The organism is Pasteurella canis, from assembly GCF_020810675.1.
In the GTDB taxonomy this organism is placed as follows: domain Bacteria; phylum Pseudomonadota; class Gammaproteobacteria; order Enterobacterales; family Pasteurellaceae; genus Pasteurella; species Pasteurella canis.
In genome coordinates this window covers 1,353,243-1,371,440 of sequence record NZ_CP085871.1, presented here as the reverse complement: position 1 = coordinate 1,371,440, position 18,198 = coordinate 1,353,243, and the positions used below count along the sequence as shown (strand labels likewise).

Genomic DNA, 18,198 nt, shown 5'->3' with positions numbered 1-18,198 from the left:
TTTATTTAGGATCTGAATATGGAACAATTAAAAAAATCAAATCCAACTATTGCAATTGTGGCAGGTGAAGTATCTGGTGATATTCTTGGCGCGGGACTTATTCGTAGTTTAAAAATTCATTATCCTAATGCCCGTTTTATTGGTATTGCTGGACAGCATATGTTAGCTGAAGGGTGTGAAACTTTAGTTGATATGGAAGAGCTTTCAGTAATGGGGCTCGCCGAAGTTGTAAAACATTTGCCTCGTTTATTAAAAATTCGTCGCCAGTTAATTCAAACGATGTTAGTCGAGAAACCTGATATTTTTATTGGTATTGATGCACCCGATTTTAATATTGATGTTGAATTAAAATTAAAGCAGCAGGGAATTAAAACTATTCATTATGTTAGCCCATCAGTTTGGGCGTGGAGACAAAATCGTATTTATAAAATAGCGAAAGCGACTAATTTAGTATTGGCTTTTTTACCTTTTGAGAAAGCATTTTATGATAATTTTGATGTACCTTGTCGTTTTATTGGCCATACTATGGCAGATGCAATTGCATTGAAGCCAAGTCGTTATGAAGCTTGTGAATTCTTACAGTTAGACGAGAAACAACGTTATGTTGCAATCTTAGTCGGTAGTCGTCGTTCAGAAGTCGATTTCTTAACAGCCCCTTTCTTACAAGCTGCTCAGCAATTAAAACAGCTGTATCCAGATTTACAGTTTTTGATCCCCTTAGTAAACACTAAACGTCGTCAGCAATTTGAACAGATTAAATCACAAGTGGCGCCAGAACTGGATGTCATTTTGCTAGATGGTAAAGCCCGTCAAGCTATGATAGTAGCAGAGGCAACGTTACTTGCTTCTGGAACTGCTGCTCTAGAAGCGATGTTATGTAAATCACCAATGGTTGTTGGATATCGGATGAAAAGCACAACTTATTTTCTTGCTAAACGCTTAGTTAAAACAGAATATGTTTCGTTGCCTAACTTATTAGCCAATGAAATGCTTGTACCTGAATTAATTCAAGAAGATTGCACTCCTGAGAAATTAGCTGAAAAGCTTTCTATCTATTTAAGTCAGGAAGCAAGTGCATTGCAACAACGTCATCAGCTAATCCAGCGCTTTATTGATTTACATAAGTTGATTCAATGTGATGCAGATCAACAAGCAGCTCAGGCAGTAGTGGATTTATTAGCAGAATAAGGAAGTAGTATGGAATTTAAATACCCTGTGGGAGTTGAGTTAATTGCAGGTGTTGATGAGGTAGGGCGAGGTCCTCTTGTTGGTCCAGTGGTTACAGCCGCTGTTATTTTAGATCCTAATAAGCGAATCGAGGGATTAAAAGATTCCAAGAAATTATCTGAAAAAAAACGCTTATTGTTAGCAGAGGAAATTAAGCAAAAAGCGCTGGCTTGGAGCTTAGGGCGTGCAGAGCCTGAAGAAATTGATGAGCTGAATATTTTACATGCTACGATGCTAGCGATGCAAAGAGCGGTAGAAAATTTAAAAATTTCACCACACTTGGTTTTAGTTGATGGTAATCGTGTACCAAATTTAGAAATATCAGCACAAGCCATTGTGAAAGGTGATAGTCTTGTGGCAGAAATCAGTGCTGCTTCAATTTTGGCTAAAGTTGCGAGAGATCAGGAGATGAAAGAACTCGATCAACAATATCCACAATATGCGTTTGCACAACATAAAGGTTATCCAACCAAATTGCATTTAGAAAAACTTGCGGAATTTGGGCCTTTACCTCAGCATAGACGTAGCTTTGCCCCTGTGCGAAAACTATTCGATAATGTATAATTAATCAACAAGTTAACTAGGGGAGTGCATCGTGGATCTCAGCTTGCAAAATGAACTATGGGGAAGCCCATTATTCTGGGTGTTAGCACTTTTATTGGGTGCCATTATATTATTTGTACGTAATAAAATCCGTATGGATGTGGTTGCTTTACTAGTGATAGTTGCATTTTCCTTAAGTGGGATTTTGACAGTTAATGAAGTACTAGCAGGCTTTAGTGATCCAAATGTCATTTTAATTGCGTTGTTGTTTATTGTTGGAGAAGGGATAGTACGAACAGGAATAGCTTACCAAGTAAGTGAGTGGCTATTGAAAGCCTCTAACAATAATGAAACGAAAGTGCTGATTTTATTGATGTTGGCTGTTGCAATTTTAGGGTCATTTATGAGCTCAACAGGAATTGTTGCCATTTTCATTCCTGTGGTATTAGTCATTTGTCAGCAAATGAACATTTCTCCAAAACGTCTTATGATGCCGCTGAGTGTGGCAGGTCTTATTAGTGGCATGATGACTTTAATTGCTACAGCGCCTAATCTTGTAGTCAATGCTGAATTAATCCGTAATACAGAGTTTCGTTTTAAATTTTTTGATTTTACGCCTATAGGGTTAGTTGTGCTTACTATGGGGATTTTGTATATGTTAGTGGCACGTCGTTGGCTCACTGAACCTAATGAAACTACAACAAAAGATACAAGTAGACGTTCTATGAACGATCTGATTGATGAATATGGCTTGCGTGAGCGGACCAAACGTCTTGTGGTCAAAAAAGGCTCTGTATTTATTGGTAAAACCTTAGATGAATTGCATTTACGTTCTAGTTATGGCTTAAACGTCTTAGCAATTGAGCGTTGGAAACGCTTCAGACCAAGTTTTATTGCCGCATTAGGGACATCTGAAGTGCGTGAGAAAGATATTTTATTGATGGATATTAGTGATCCAGATCTCGATCTGGAACAATTTTGTCAAGAAAACCAGTTAGAAATGGCTGAAATTAGAACACAGAATTTTTCTCAGCAAGCAAAATCTATTGGCATGGCCGAAATTACCTTAGTGCCTGATTCGGACTGTATTGGTAAGACGACTGCAGAATTACGTTTCCGTTCACAATTTGGTTTAAATGTTGTTGGTGTAAAACGTGATGGTGAAGTACTTACGGGGAATTTTTCTGAAGTAAGCTATTCTTTAGGTGATCTAATTTTAGTAGTTGGTGATTGGAAGGCGATTGAGCAAATGCAACATCATACTAAAGATTTTTATGTTCTCAATTATCCGTTAGAAATAGAACGGGCTGTACCTGCTGCAAGCCAAGCACCACATGCAGTATTTTCAATTTTGACAATGGTCGTATTGATGGTAACAGGCGTTGTCCCCAATGTGATTGCTGCGTTGATTGCTTGTTTAATGCTAGGTTATTTTCGTTGTGTTGATGGTAAAAGTGCTTATGAATCTATTCATTGGTCTAGCTTAGTCCTCATTGTCGGCATGATGCCATTTTCTATTGCTTTACAAAAAACGGGTGGGGTAGATTTAGCTGTAAAATTAATGCTAGAGGCGGTAGGCGGATTGGGATTACATGCTGTGTTAGTCAGCTTATTCTTGCTTTGTGCTGCCGTGAGTTTATTTATTTCTAATACTGCAACTGCTATTTTAATGGCGCCTATTGCAATTACGATTGCCCATCAATTACAGGTTTCACCTATGCCATTTGCTATGATTATTGCTGTAGCAGCCTCTGCGGCATTTATGACCCCCGTTTCCTCGCCTGTCAATACAATGGTGCTTGGTCCAGGTGGCTATAAGTTTGCAGACTTTGTTAAAGTTGGGGTGCCTTTTACTTTATTAGTGATGGTAGTGAGTGTATTTTTAATTCCTTTATTGTTTCCGTTCTAAGTAGAGGAGGGAAAAATGAGTATTTATGATTTAAAGCCAAAATTTCAAAATATACTGCGCCCTTCAGTAGTTAAATTAGCAAATCGAGGTGTAACGGCTAATCAAGTGACTTTGCTTGCTTGCGCTATTTCAGTCGTGTTAGGGAGCTTATTAAGCACCCTAGCTTGGGTACATTGGTTGTTTATTTTGATCCCAATTTGGTTATTCGTACGAATGGCATTGAATGCGATTGATGGCATGCTGGCACGTGAGTTTAATCAAAAATCACGTTTGGGTGGTTATTTAAATGAAGTAACGGATGTGGTTTCTGATGCTGCGTTATATTTGCCATTTGCACTTATTGCACCTTTCGATCCCCTATTAATAGGTTTGATTATTTGGTTGTCTGCGCTCACTGAATTTTGCGGTGTGTTAGGGCAAGTTCAGGGGCAAACACGTCGTTATGATGGTCCGTTAGGTAAAAGTGACCGAGCTTTTTTATTTGGACTACTTGGTTTAGTGTATACTTTTTTACCACAATTACCTGATTGGTTATATTGGGTTGCTTGGGGTGTGATTGTATTGCTCGTACTAACTTGTGTGAAACGTGTTCGAAGTGGATTAGCTGAGCTACCTCGATTTAACTCAGCAGACAATCTTCAAAAAGCGGCTGCATTTGATACACCAACTAGTATTCAACAAGGAGAAGACAATGCTCGCTAAACTTATCGATTTTATTCTTTGTCGCTTTACTTCTTTTATTACAGGGGTTCGAGCGCAAAAAAATATCTCACAACAAGCAATCGGTAAAAATCGTTTGTATTATGCTAATCATAATAGTCATGGCGATTTTATTTTATTGTGGGTATCTCTACCCTATGAGGTGCGTAAAAATACACGACCTGTTGCAGGAGCTGATTACTGGAGTAAAGGCAAAGTACGTCGCTTCTTAGCTGAGAAAGTATTTAATATGTTATTGATCGAGCGTGGTGGTAATGATCCTAAAGCGATTACAGATAAGATCAGTGAAGTACTGCAAGAAAGTTCGTTGATTATTTTCCCTGAGGGCACCCGTAAAACCGATGATGATGTCCAGCTACAACCGTTTAAAAGTGGATTATATCATGTTGCTAAACAGAATCCTGATTTAGAACTGATACCTGTTTGGATTAGTAATATGCATAATGTGTTACCAAAAGGTTTTATTCTACCTATTCCATTGTTGTGTGATTTATATTTGGGTGAACCATTATGTTATCAACAAGGTGAGGAAAAGGGCGATTTTTTAATGCGTGCAGAAAAAGCCTTGTTAGCATTAAATCCAAAGCATAAAGGAGAATAAAATGGAAATGTGGCAACTCTTCTGGGGATTAATTTTTACACTTATTATTGCATCATCTATTGGCTATGCACTTAAATGGAAAGTAGGCTTTTCAACACCACATACTGTGATTGATAATCTCAATGCACGTATTAATGCATGGTGGGTAATGATTTTAATCATTTTTACTGCCGCTTTTATGGGTTTTTATGGTGTCATTGCTTTATTTTTCTTAATTTCTTTTATGGCATTACGTGAGTTCCTCTCTTTAATTTATATTCGTCGTGGTGATCATCTTGCGTTAGCTGCGTGTTTTTATGTGATATTGCCTGTGCAATATTATTTTATCGCGATTGATTGGTTTAGTATGTTTACTATTTTTATTCCTGTTTATGCGTTCCTATTTTTACCGATTTTATCTGCGTTGTTAGGCGATGCATCACATTTCTTAGATCGCTCAACTAAAGTACAGTGGGCGATTATGATTTCTGTTTTTTGTATTTCACATATCCCCGCTATTTTAACATTAGACATTGCAGGCTTTGAAGGTAAGCATTTGTTACTGATGATTTTCTTAATTTTAGTCGTACAAGCAAGTGATGTGCTGCAATATGTTTGGGGCAAATTGTTTGGTAAACATAAAATTGCTCCAACATTATCACCATCAAAAACAGTCGAAGGCTTTGTTGGCGGTGTGATTAGTGCATCAATTCTAGGTGGATTACTATATTGGTTAACACCGTTTACGCCTATTCAAGCTATCTTAATTAGCTTATTAATTTGCTTGATGGGCTTTTTAGGCGGGCTGGTTATGTCTGCGATTAAACGCAGTATGGGAGTCAAGGATTGGGGTAACATGATTAGTGGGCATGGAGGAATGTTAGATAGGATGGATAGCCTATGTTTTGCTGCACCAATTTTTTTTCATGTTGTCAGATATTATTGGGTTTAATGATAAAAAGAGGGAAAAATGACCGCACTTTTAAAGATTGGTTTAGTTTCAGTGTCTGATCGTGCCTCGCAAGGGGTTTATCAAGATCAAGGGATTCCAGAATTACAGTCATGGTTAGCCAAGGCATTATGTGAGCCATTCGAGGTTGAGACGCGTTTGATTCCAGATGAGCAAGAGCAAATTGAAAAAACTTTATGTGAGTTAGTAGATGATTGCCATTGTCATTTGGTCTTGACAACAGGTGGAACAGGTCCAGCAAAACGTGATGTAACCCCTGATGCAACTTTAGCCGTAGCGGATCGTGAAATGCCAGGTTTTGGGGAGCAAATGCGTCAAGTTAGCTTACATTTTGTGCCAACAGCAATTTTATCTCGCCAAGTCGGTGTAATCCGTAAAAATAGTTTGATTCTCAATTTACCGGGTCAACCAAAAGCAATTCAAGAAACCTTAGAAGGCGTGAAAGATGTTGAAGGCAAAGTGCTAGTGAAAGGGATCTTTAGCGCAGTACCTTATTGTTTACAACTGATTGATGGCATTTATATTGATACTAAACCCGAAGTGATTGAAAGTTTTAGACCGAAATCGGCACGCCGTGAAAGCTACTAAAGTGCGGTCAGAAATAGGAAAGTTTTATGAAAAAAATCGAAGCAATTATTAAACCTTTCAAACTTGATGATGTGCGTGAAAGTTTGTCAGATATTGGTATTACGGGAATGACAGTCACCGAAGTGCGTGGTTTTGGTCGGCAAAAAGGGCATACTGAGCTATATCGTGGTGCAGAGTATATGGTGGATTTTTTGCCTAAAGTAAAAATGGAAATTGTTGTGTCAGATGAACAAGTAGAACAATGTATTGAAGCGATTATTGAAACAGCACAAACAGGCAAAATTGGTGACGGCAAGATTTTTGTTTATGATGTTGAGCGTGTTATCCGTATCCGTACTGGTGAAGAAAATGAGGATGCAATTTAATGATCAAAGTGGATTCTCCGATCTTAAAAGTATTAGTTGCTTTAGCATCAATTGTGATTATTTTAGCTGGGGTGAAAGTTGCTAGTGAAATTGCGATCCCGTTCTTATTATCACTTTTTATCGCCATTATTTGTTCTCCTATTATTCGATTTATGACGAATAGAAAAGTACCTCATTGGTTGGCGATTACATTGCTTCTCATTATGATCTTATTTGTGTTTTTCTTCTTATTAGGTTTGATTAATAGTACTGCACGAGAATTTACCCAATCTATTCCACAATATCGTCTTTTATTATCCGAACGTATTGCCAGTGTCATTATTTTAGCCAAGAAATGGAATATTCCTTTGGATCTTTCTGTTGAGCGAGCAATGGAATATATGGATCCTAGTGTCATTATGAATTTAGTGAGTAGTACATTACTGAGTTTTTCAGGAGTTGTAACTAATGTATTTGTATTATTTCTAGTTGTTATTTTTATGTTAAGTGAGGCACCATTTGCAAAACATAAATTAGCGCTAGTTTTTAGCTCTGATGTACGGAATATTCATCGTGAAGAACATCATATCAACCGTATTTTACAAGGTGTGATTAGTTATCTGGGAGTAAAAACTTTAACTAGTTTATTAACAGGTATTTGTGTTTATATTCTACTTGAACTCACTGATGTACAATATGCGATTTTATGGGCAACCCTAAGTTTTATCTTAAATTATATTCCCAATATCGGCTCAATCATTGCTGCAGTACCCATCGTTGTGCAAGCCTTACTACTCAATGGCTTTCCTACTGGATTAGGTGTTGCTATTGGCGTTGGAGCAATCAATATGATTGTGGGTAATATTCTTGAGCCTAAAATGATGGGGCGTACGTTAGGTTTATCTACTCTTGTGGTTTTCCTTTCTTTGTTATTCTGGGGCTGGTTGTTAGGTACAGTAGGAATGTTGCTTTCTGTACCACTTACAATGGTACTAAAAATTGCCCTTGAAGCGAGCCCTGAAACAGTTAAATATGCAATTTTATTAGGTGATGTGAAAGACATTAATCGTGAGATTATCGACGCCAAACAAGAAGTCGCCGAGCGAATGAAAGAGCAGGCTGAATGGGAAGAAAATGCGGAAGAAATCGCAGAAGCGATCGCCACTGCAAAAGAAGAAGCCAAAAACGAAGCCATTGCAGGTGTGATTGCGGATGCAAAAGCCGAAATCCAAGCCATCGCCAAAGCCGCAGATCAAAAATAACAAAACTTATTAAAAACACACCGCACTTTCTCTATTAGTAAAAAGTGCGGTGTTTGTTTAAAGTCTGTAAGCAATTGTGAAAATATCATCTTAAGTTCAAATAATTGAGGGAGTAATTATGACTGAATCTAAACAGTATTTTGCCAAAGCTAAACAAGCATATGATGATGGAAATTTTGAAAAAGCGATTGAGTTATTCAATAAAATTAATCTGCAAGATAAGACTTACTATTCCCAAGCTCAATTGAATTTAGCACGTATTTTTGAAGAAAAAGGTGAACAGGATAAAGCGATAGAGACTTACAGCTCCATTTCACGTGAAGATGGCCGAGAAGCGTATGCTCAAGCACAAGGGAATTTAGCACGTATTTTGGAAGGACAAAGTGAACAGGATAAAGCGATAGAGATTTACCGCACCATTTTACGTGAAGATAGTTCAAAATTTTATGCTTACGCACAATTTGATGTTGCACGTATTTTGAGAGAAAAAGGAGATCTCGATAAGGCGATAGAGACTTATAGTGCGATTTCACGTGAGGATGACCAAGAAACTTATGCTTACGCACAATTTAATTTAGCACGTATTTTTTCAGAAAAAGGTGACAAGGATAAGGCAATAGAGGCTTATAGTGCGATTTCACGTGAGGATAGTCGAGAAGCGTATGCTCAAGCACAAGGGAATTTAGCACGTATTTTGGAAGGACAAAGTGAACAGGATAAAGCGATAGAGATTTACCGCACCATTTTACGTGAAGATAGTTCAAAATTTTATGCTTACGCACAATTTGATGTTGCACGTATTTTGAGAGAAAAAGGAGATCTCGATAAGGCGATAGAGACTTATAGTGCGATTTCACGTGAGGATGACCAAGAAACTTATGCTTACGCACAATTTAATTTAGCACGTATTTTTTCAGAAAAAGGTGACAAGGATAAGGCAATAGAGGCTTATAGTGCGATTTCACGTGAGGATAGTCGAGAAGCGTATGCTAAAGCACAAGGGAATTTAGCACGTATTTTGGAAGGACAAAGTGAACAGGATAAAGCGATAGAGATTTACCGCACCATTTTACGTGAAGATAGTTCAAAATTTTATGCTTACGCACAATTTGATGTTGCACGTATTTTGAGAGAAAAAGGAGATCTCGATAAGGCGATAGAGACTTATAGTGCGATTTCACGTGAGGATGACCAAGAAACTTATGCGAAAGCACAATTTAATTTAGCACGTATTTTTTCAGAAAAAGGTGACAAGGATAAGGCAATAGAGGCTTATAGTGCGATTTCACGTGAGGATAGTCGAGAAGCGTATGCGAAAGCACAATTTAATTTAGCACGTATTTTCAAAGAAAAAGGTGAACAGGATAAAGCGATAGAGATTTACCGCACCATTTTACGTGAAGATAGTTCAAAATTTTATGCTTACGCACAATTTGATGTTGCACGTATTTTGAGAGAAAAAGGAGATCTCGATAAGGCGATAGAGACTTATAGTGCGATTTCACGTGAGGATGACCAAGAAACTTATGCGAAAGCACAATTTAATTTAGCACGTATTTTTTCAGAAAAAGGTGACAAGGATAAGGCAATAGAGGCTTATAGTGCGATTTCACGTGAGGATAGTCGAGAAGCGTATGCGAAAGCACAATTTAATTTAGCACGTATTTTCAAAGAAAAAGGTGAACAGGATAAAGCGATAGAGATTTACCGCACCATTTTACGTGAAGATAGTTCAAAATTTTATGCTTACGCACAATTTGATGTTGCACGTATTTTTTCAGAAAAAGGTGACAAGGATAAGGCAATAGAGGCTTATAGTGCGATTTCACGTGAGGATAACCTAGGGGTTTATGCGAAAGCACAATTTAATTTAGCAGGTATTTTCAAAGAAAAAGGTGAACAGGATAAGGCAATAGAGGCTTATAGTGCGATTTCGCATGAGGATAGTATATATTCTTTGGCACAAGTTTGTTTAAGAATCTTTAAGCTAGAACCAAAATATCACTCAAAATTGTTTGAGTTACATTTTATTATTAGAAAAATATTATCTATTTTGCATGTTGATTCTAGCAACTCAGATAACGATGATTGCCTTGAGGTCGCTCATTATACTCGCCCCAGTGTTGCTTTTGATCTAATTGTGAATTCAATGTCACAACAAAAAAACGTAGAGAAAAGAAAGCTCTTTAGATTAAATACAATTCAAGGCGTAAATGATCCAAAAGAAGGTTGTATTCTTTATGAATTTTTAGGATTAAAAGAAATTGTTGGTAAAAAAGATCAATCAGCATTTGTTAGCTGTTTTACTTTCAATCACGATAGTCTAAACCAGTTTCGATTATATGGAAAAGATGAGGGACGAGAAGCATCAGGCGTTAGTTTGGTTTTCAATGTCAATCGATTTTTTAACAATAATTCAGAACAAATTTTTCATAGTGTATGTGAAGTAGATATAAAAAATAACATGGTAGACAGGCAAGAGGAGCCACATAAGTCTCTATCTTTATATCGTTGTATTTATCTTGATCCCCAAAATGGTTATATCTCTATAGCAAAACGAACAAAAGCAACTTTTTATAGACAAAGAAAACCAGATGCAGATAGAAGATGGATGAATTATCAGAAGTCATTTTCCAAAAAAGAGAAAGAATTAGGAAAATTATTAAAACAATTAATTACTATTTTGAATAGAATTTCAAGAACTAAAAAGTTTAAGTCAAATGTTTCAGAAGTTATTCAATATATTCTCTTACCTCTGCAGTATTTAGTTAAACATTATGCATTTGAAGAAGAACAAGAATGTAGAATGATATCAATTCGATCATTAGTTCAAGAAAATGAAAAGATTAAAACAGATATTGCAGCCAAATCCATGTATGTGGAATATCCCGTTGATGTGAAAAATGCCATCGAAAAAGTGTATTTATCAGTAGGTGCTAGAGAATTCGAGAGCTTTTTTATTAAAGCATTAGGCGACAGTAAAAAAGTGCGTATTTCTGACAATCCTTTCCGACCGAAAGCGTAAGATAAAACTTTCTTAAAACACACCGTACTTTTTTCTTTCTCGATCGAGATCGCAAAAAAGTGCGGTGTTTTTTTACAGAGTTTGGCGAAATTGCTAGATTAATGCGTACTAACTCTGTACAATCGCAACTCATTTTTTAGAGGCGATTATCAATGCCGCAATGTGTAACAACGAGGCTCTATGTTAGAACAACAAACTTGTGCTGAAAATGCAGTAAAAACTGTTGATGTGTCAGCAGAACCAGCGAAAAAAATCAATTTAATGAACTTAACGCGTCAACAAATGCGTGAGTTTTTCAAAGAGTTGGGCGAAAAACCGTTTCGTGCCGATCAATTAGTAAAATGGATTTATCATTTTGGCGAAGACAACTTCGACAATATGACCAATATTAACAAAAAGTTAAGAGATAAATTAAAACAAGTTGCTGAAATTAAAGCACCAGAAGTAGCCGTGGAACAACGCTCTGCAGATGGTACGATCAAATGGGCAATGCAAGTGGGCGATCAGCAAGTGGAAACTGTATATATTCCAGAAGCGGATCGCGCGACATTATGTGTATCTTCACAGGTGGGCTGTGCGTTAGCTTGTACTTTCTGTTCAACTGCACAGCAAGGTTTTAACCGCAACTTAACGGTATCTGAAATTATCGGTCAGGTATGGCGCGCATCAAAAATCATTGGTAACTTTGGTGTGACTGGTGTTCGACCAATCACTAACGTGGTCATGATGGGAATGGGTGAGCCGTTGTTAAACGTGGCAAACGTAGTGCCAGCAATGGAAATTATGTTGGATGATTTTGCTTATGGTTTATCAAAACGTCGTGTCACACTTTCAACTTCAGGTGTTGTCCCTGCTTTAGATAAATTAAGTGAAATGATTGATGTGGCGCTTGCGATTTCATTACACGCACCAAACGATGAGCTACGTGATGAAATTGTGCCGATTAATAAAAAATATAATATCAAGGCATTAATTGATTCTGTAAATCGTTATCTCAGTGTTTCTAATGCAAACCACGGCAAAGTGACGATTGAATATGTGATGTTAGATCACGTGAATGACTCGGTTGAACACGCACATCAGCTTGCGCAAGTATTGAAAAATACGCCAAGTAAGATCAATTTGATTCCGTGGAACCCATTCCCAGAAGCACCTTATGCGAAAAGCTCAAATACGCGTATTGATCGTTTCCAAAAAACATTAATGGAATATGGCTTTACCGTAATTATTCGTAAAACACGTGGGGATGATATTGATGCTGCTTGTGGTCAACTTGCGGGTGATGTTATTGACCGCACGAAACGTACGGCACAGAAAAAGCAATTTGGACAAGAAATTGAGGTACGTAATCACTAAGTAAGTCAACGTATCAAAATATAAAAGGAGAAAAAATGACTCGCAATTTTAAATTATGGATAGTAAATGTTTTTTCTCTTTTTCTTTTTGCCTGTGTTTCTCAAACACATACAACAGTATTTAATAAGCAGTTGGCAGCAAAAGCACGTATTGAACTAGGATTAGGTTATCTAGCCGAACATCAATTTACACAAGCTAAGCTCAATTTCGATAAAGCATTGTCTTATGCACCTCATTATTATTTAGTACATTCTGCGTTAGCGTATTTTTATCAGGAACAAGGTGCATTTGAATTAGCGAATCAATCCTATCTAAATGCGATTAATTTAGATCATCAGCAAGGTGATGTGTTGAATAATTATGGTGTTTTTTTGTGTAAACAAGGCGCGTTTGAGCAGGCTTATAAGCAATTCCATGAAGCTTTAAACATAAAACATTATTATCAACAAGCAGATACTTATGAAAATTTAATCCTCTGTGCGTTTTCTGCAAAAGATAGTGAACGTTATCAACATAATTTACTGTTATTAGCAAAAATTGATGCGGCTAGAGCACAAAGACTTCTTCGTTTATTAGCATACAATTAGTAAATTTTCTAAAAACCTAGATTAGGTATAGTTATCTATATAATTACTATTGCAAAAGGCATCTTACAACTTTAAACTTTACCTTTTGAATTTTGTATAACTCGATGGTGCTAAATGAATACTGCGACAAATAATATTGGACCTAACGAACCGACTCTCGGTGAGCAATTTCGTCAAGCTCGTGAGGCTCTCAATCTATCTCTTGAAGACGTGTCTAAAAAAATTGCACTTAAACCCTCGATTCTACAATTAATTGAAAATAATGAATTAGTACAAAGTGCTATTCCTGCCGCTTTTATGAAAGGCTACGTGCGCAGTTATGCAAAATTTTTGAAACTACCAGAGTCAGTCTGGGTTCATGCCCGTTTTGGTGAAGATTATAAAAATGATTTAGGTAAAAATGCACGAGCTACTAGAGCTGTTAATCATTATTCCTCACATAACCATTGGATTGGTTGGCTAAGCCTATTAGTGCTCCTAGTTGTTGCTGGGATGACGGGTCTTTGGTGGTGGGAAAACTACAAACAATCTAATGCTGAACGTGATAATTTAGTGCAGAGTTATGTTGAAACTACACCAAAAGCGTTCCCTATTGAAAGTTATACAACTACAACTTCTGCTATTTCAGCTAGCCCCCCTGTAGAGATTGGCTCAGAAACAGTAGCAATTTCCTCAATAGAAACTCCTATGCACTCAGTGAGTATGCCTGTAGATAACACACAAGATATTCAACCAATCACGTCTGCTGGTGTGTTAAAAGCAGAAATGGATAAATTAGATGAAAAAGCAGATAAGACTATCGTAGATAATGAGCTTATTTTAACAGAGCAAAATGAACTTTATATTGAGGTAACAGGTCCTTGTTGGATTAGTGTGCAAAATGAGCAAGGTAAAGTGCTTGCACAAAAAGAATATAAAGAGGGCGATACATTAAGCTTTAATGATAATATTACTTATTCGCTTATTATTGGTGCACCAAGCCATGTGAAGATTACTTATAAAGGAGAAGTCTATCCTTTAAAAGTAGATGGGCGAGTAGCAAGATTTAAATTACCACAATTGCAATAATGTGGAACATAGGGTAGCAAAGCAAAATGTTAGCAAAACCAACTATTAAACGCAGAGAATCAAGCAAAATTTATGTCGGTAGTGTGCCTATTGGTGGTGATGCTCCTATTGCAGTACAGTCGATGACAAATACTCGTACAACTGATGTAGAGGCAACTGTTGCACAAATTAAAGCCCTTGAACGTGTTGGAGCAGATATTGTACGTGTTTCGGTACCAACGATGGATGCGGCTGAAGCATTTAAATTGATTAAGCAACAAGTGAATGTACCTTTAGTAGCCGATATTCATTTTGATTATCGTATTGCATTAAAAGTCGCTGAGTATGGAGTGGATTGTTTACGTATTAATCCAGGTAATATCGGTCGAGAGGATCGTATTCGAGCAGTAGTAGATTGTGCTCGTGATAATAATATCCCTATTCGTATTGGTGTAAATGCTGGCTCCCTTGAAAAAGATTTACAAGAAAAGTATGGCGAACCAACACCAGAGGCATTATTAGAATCTGCATTACGTCATGTTGAGATTTTGGATCGCTTAAACTTTGATCAATTTAAGGTGAGTGTTAAAGCCTCGGATGTTTTTTTAGCAGTTGAATCTTATCGTTTATTAGCAAAAGCAATTAAACAACCATTACACTTAGGAATTACAGAAGCTGGTGGTGCACGTGCTGGTGCAGTAAAAAGTGCGGTTGGATTAGGTATGCTTTTAGCTGAGGGAATAGGTGATACTTTACGTGTATCATTAGCAGCAGATCCAGTAGAGGAGATCAAAGTTGGTTTTGATATTTTGAAATCGCTCAGAATACGTTCACGTGGTATCAACTTTATTGCTTGTCCTACTTGCTCACGTCAAGAATTTGATGTTATTGGTACTGTAAATGCACTAGAGCAGCGTCTTGAAGATATTACTACACCAATGGATGTGTCCATTATCGGTTGTGTGGTAAATGGACCAGGTGAGGCTCTCGTCTCTGATTTAGGTGTGACAGGCGGTAATAAGAAAAGTGGTTACTATTTAGATGGCGAACGTCAAAAAGAACGTTTTGATAATGATGATTTGATAAACCAATTAGAAGCGAAAATTCGTGCGCGTGTTGCCGCACAAGATCCAAAAAATAGGATTATTTAAAATAACAAGAGAAAAAGTAGGACATATTATTGTGGCAAAAACAATTCAAGCAATTCGTGGTATGAATGACTGTTCACCGACTGAAAGCCCATTATGGCAATGGGTAGAAGGAAAAGTGCGGTCAGTTTTACAAAATTATGGTTATTCCGAAGTTCGTATGCCTATTGTAGAAAGTACGCCTTTATTTGCACGTGCGATTGGTGAAGTAACTGATGTCGTGTCTAAAGAAATGTATACGTTTTGGGATAATGATGAACAGTTGACTTTACGTCCAGAAGGAACGGCAGGTTGTGTGCGTGCAGCTATTGAACATGGTTGGATTTATAATAATGAACAACGCTTATGGTATATGGGACCAATGTTTCGCCATGAGCGCCCTCAAAAGGGACGTTATCGCCAATTCCATCAAGCGGGCGTTGAAGTGTTTGGTATCGCTAATCCAGAAATTGATGCGGAGTTAATTATCTTGACAGCACGGTTATGGCGCGAGTTGGGGATTTCTGAGCATGTTACTTTGCAGCTAAACTCTATTGGCTCATTAGAAGCCCGTAAAAATTATCGTTCAGCATTAGTGGTATTTTTACAACAATATGTTGATTTACTCAGCGATGAAGAAAAAGAACGTTTAGAAAAAAATCCATTACGGATTCTGGACACTAAAAATCAAGCATTGCAAGAAGTACTAAATGATGCGCCTAAATTATTAGATTATTTAGATGACGAGAGTCGTGAGCACTTTACTCAATTATGTAGCCTACTTGATGCTGTGGGTATTCAATATGAAATAAATCCAAAGTTAGTTCGTGGCCTTGATTATTATAATAAAACTGTATTCGAATGGGTGACTTCTGCATTAGGTGCACAAGGCACAGTTTGTGGTGGTGGACGTTATGATGGTTTGGTCGAACAGCTCGGTGGTCATGCTGCTTGTGGTGTTGGTTTTGCAATGGGTTTAGAACGTTTGGTTTTATTAGTTCAAGAGGTCAATGAAGCAATTGAACTACCGAAAGCAGTAGATATTTATCTCGTGTATCAAGGCGAAGGGACAACACTAGCAGCTTTTCAATTAGCTGAAACAATTCGTACAGCATTACCACATTTACGTACAATGTTACATTGCAGCGGTGGCAACTTTAAAAAGCAATTTAAACGTGCAGATAAAAGCGGGGCGACACTAGCATTAGTCATTGGGGAAAGTGAAGTGCAAAACCAGCAAGTTGTAGTGAAGGATTTACTCAGTGGCACAGAACAACAAACACTTGCATTGGTTGATGTTGTTGATTACATTAAGAATCATTTTTAAGCAAGAGGAAAGAATAAAATGGCTTATACACCAGAAGAAGAACAAGAGCTAAATGAAATTAAGGCGTGGTGGGCAGAAAATTATAAAACCCTAATTGCTTCAGTTGTTGTTGCCTTTGCGGGGGTATTTGGTTGGAATTATTGGCAAAGTTATCAAATCAATAAGACTCAACAAATGTCATCACTTTATGAGCAGGTGGTTTATAGTTCACAAGATATTGTAACTAAAAGTGCGCAAATTGACCAATTTGTACAGGCGAATCATAAAACAAGTTATGCTGTTTTAGCTTTATTGGAAAAGGCAAAATTAGAGGTTGAAAAGAAAGATTTTGTCCAAGCAGAGCAATCGTTGAAGCAAGCATTAGCACAATCCACGGATCAAACACTATCTTCAATTAGTGCTCTACGTCTAGCCTCCGTACAATTTCAACAACAAGCATTTGATGCTGCGCTAGAAAGTTTGAAGCTAGTGAAAGAAACAAGTTGGGATAGCCGAAAAAGTTTATTAACTGGTGATATTTTATTGGCGAAAGGTGATAAAGTTGCGGCAAAAGCTAGTTATGAACAAGCTTTACAGCATGCGTCTAATTTAGAGGCACAATGGCTACAAGTGCGGTTGAATAATTTGTAGTTTTCATTATGTTGAAAAAAATCCCCAAATTTTTTTGGGGATTTTTTATGAGATAAAATCCCATTCACATTTTGTACTGTTTTTATGCTATATTGCCATTTTTTGTATTGTAAGAATAAATTAATAAAAAATGGACATGCAGTTTTATTTACCTCTTGAACACCATCAACTTCCCGTTCCTTATCAATCTCTTTCTAGACGCATTCGCGTGTTATTGCCAAAAAATTATGCACTAAATTTAAGTCAATATTATCCAGTTGTTTATATGCATGATGGACAAAATGTGTTTTATAGTAAAGAGTCTTTTAGTGCACACTCATGGAAGACAATTCCTTTAGTTAAAAATAATGTTGAGTTAGCCGATATGATTATAGTTGGCATTGATAATGATGGTGCTAATAGAGTAAATGAATATTCTACTTGGCAATTTGATTCAAATGTCTATTCAGGAAAAGATAATATTGGTGGAAAAGGTAAAGAGTATGCAGATTTTATTATTCAGGTTGTTATACCCTTTATAAATAGCACGTATCGTACTAAACCCCAGAAAGAGTATACTGCAATGATAGGTAGCTCATTAGGTGGCAATATTACTCAGTTTATGGGGGTAGAGTACGCAAGTTATATTGGACGTTTAGGTATTTTCTCATCTGCTAGCTGGCTAACACCAAAAGACTTTCAAATTTATTTTGATAGCCATGATTTAGATTTTAGTCAAAAGATTTATATTCAAGTAGGGACACAAGAAGGTGATGATACAGATAGTCAGTTTACGACAGATAATATAAAGCAATTGTATATTGATGCATCATTAAGTTATTATCAAACTTTATTAAAAAAAGGAATGCCAATAGATCAAATAAAGCTTGAAATTATTGCAAACGGTATTCATTCAGAAACACAATGGGCACAACATCTTCCAGATTGTTTATCTTTTTTAAGTAAGGATTGGTAAT

General features: G+C 36.9%; 17 protein-coding genes. All 17 read left to right on the top strand.

Translation table 11 applies throughout. From position 1 onward, the window contains the following. Positions 1-18: 18 nt before the first annotated feature. The 17 genes from lpxB to K7G93_RS06320 all read left to right on the top strand — a co-directional run bounded on the left by lpxB (position 19) and on the right by K7G93_RS06320 (position 18,197). The gene (gene lpxB / locus K7G93_RS06400) at positions 19-1,188 is read left to right on the top strand and encodes a lipid-A-disaccharide synthase (RefSeq protein WP_226690410.1); all 1,170 of its coding nucleotides are present in this window, start codon (positions 19-21) and stop codon (positions 1,186-1,188) included. A 9-nt stretch (positions 1,189-1,197) separates the two neighbouring features. Then, the gene (rnhB, locus tag K7G93_RS06395; RefSeq protein ID WP_226690411.1) at positions 1,198-1,791 is read left to right on the top strand and encodes a ribonuclease HII; all 594 of its coding nucleotides are present in this window, start codon (positions 1,198-1,200) and stop codon (positions 1,789-1,791) included. A 31-nt stretch (positions 1,792-1,822) separates the two neighbouring features. Further along, a complete protein-coding gene (locus tag K7G93_RS06390) occupies positions 1,823-3,679 on the top strand; it encodes an SLC13 family permease (RefSeq protein ID WP_115323075.1) in 1,857 nt (618 codons plus the stop codon). Between the two features lie 15 nt (positions 3,680-3,694). Beyond that, on the top strand, positions 3,695-4,381 hold the full coding sequence (locus K7G93_RS06385) for a CDP-alcohol phosphatidyltransferase family protein (protein ID WP_226690412.1): 687 nt from the start codon (positions 3,695-3,697) through the stop codon (positions 4,379-4,381). Then, a complete protein-coding gene (locus K7G93_RS06380; protein ID WP_191134388.1) occupies positions 4,371-5,000 on the top strand; it encodes a lysophospholipid acyltransferase family protein in 630 nt (209 codons plus the stop codon). Before K7G93_RS06385 ends, K7G93_RS06380 begins: the two co-directional genes overlap by 11 nt. Before the next feature lies 1 nt (position 5,001). Continuing rightward, a complete protein-coding gene (locus K7G93_RS06375) occupies positions 5,002-5,931 on the top strand; it encodes a phosphatidate cytidylyltransferase (protein ID WP_049215208.1) in 930 nt (309 codons plus the stop codon). 18 nt (positions 5,932-5,949) lie between these two features. After that, positions 5,950-6,537, top strand: a complete 588-nt coding sequence (mog, locus tag K7G93_RS06370; RefSeq protein WP_226690413.1) for a molybdopterin adenylyltransferase — start codon at positions 5,950-5,952, stop codon at positions 6,535-6,537. Between the two features lie 26 nt (positions 6,538-6,563). Further along, complete coding sequence (glnB, locus tag K7G93_RS06365; protein WP_226690414.1) at positions 6,564-6,902, top strand: nitrogen regulatory protein P-II; 339 nt, start codon at positions 6,564-6,566, stop codon at positions 6,900-6,902. Then, positions 6,902-8,143 (top strand): AI-2E family transporter, encoded by a 1,242-nt coding sequence (locus K7G93_RS06360; RefSeq protein ID WP_226690415.1) that lies wholly within the window; start codon positions 6,902-6,904, stop codon positions 8,141-8,143. Before glnB ends, K7G93_RS06360 begins: the two co-directional genes overlap by 1 nt. Positions 8,144-8,261: 118 nt before the next feature. Continuing rightward, a complete protein-coding gene (locus tag K7G93_RS06355; RefSeq protein ID WP_228400332.1) occupies positions 8,262-11,168 on the top strand; it encodes a tetratricopeptide repeat protein in 2,907 nt (968 codons plus the stop codon). Between the two features lie 180 nt (positions 11,169-11,348). Continuing rightward, a complete protein-coding gene (rlmN, locus tag K7G93_RS06350; protein WP_226690691.1) occupies positions 11,349-12,524 on the top strand; it encodes a dual-specificity RNA methyltransferase RlmN in 1,176 nt (391 codons plus the stop codon). Between the two features lie 35 nt (positions 12,525-12,559). Further along, entirely contained in the window at positions 12,560-13,111 is a 552-nt protein-coding gene (gene pilW / locus K7G93_RS06345) for a type IV pilus biogenesis/stability protein PilW (protein ID WP_049216286.1), read from the top strand. A gap of 114 nt (positions 13,112-13,225) precedes the next feature. Further along, positions 13,226-14,179 (top strand): RodZ domain-containing protein, encoded by a 954-nt coding sequence (locus tag K7G93_RS06340; protein WP_115323069.1) that lies wholly within the window; start codon positions 13,226-13,228, stop codon positions 14,177-14,179. Between the two features lie 26 nt (positions 14,180-14,205). Continuing rightward, positions 14,206-15,309, top strand: a complete 1,104-nt coding sequence (gene ispG / locus K7G93_RS06335) for a flavodoxin-dependent (E)-4-hydroxy-3-methylbut-2-enyl-diphosphate synthase (protein ID WP_115323068.1) — start codon at positions 14,206-14,208, stop codon at positions 15,307-15,309. Between the two features lie 31 nt (positions 15,310-15,340). Beyond that, complete coding sequence (gene hisS, locus K7G93_RS06330) at positions 15,341-16,612, top strand: histidine--tRNA ligase (RefSeq protein WP_191134392.1); 1,272 nt, start codon at positions 15,341-15,343, stop codon at positions 16,610-16,612. Positions 16,613-16,630: 18 nt separating this feature from the next. After that, positions 16,631-17,242 carry a YfgM family protein gene (locus K7G93_RS06325; RefSeq protein ID WP_226690692.1) on the top strand — a complete coding sequence of 204 codons (612 nt, stop codon included), beginning with the start codon at positions 16,631-16,633 and terminating at the stop codon, positions 17,240-17,242. Positions 17,243-17,372: 130 nt separating this feature from the next. Beyond that, positions 17,373-18,197, top strand: a complete 825-nt coding sequence (locus tag K7G93_RS06320) for an alpha/beta hydrolase (protein WP_226690693.1) — start codon at positions 17,373-17,375, stop codon at positions 18,195-18,197. Position 18,198 lies beyond the last annotated feature (1 nt).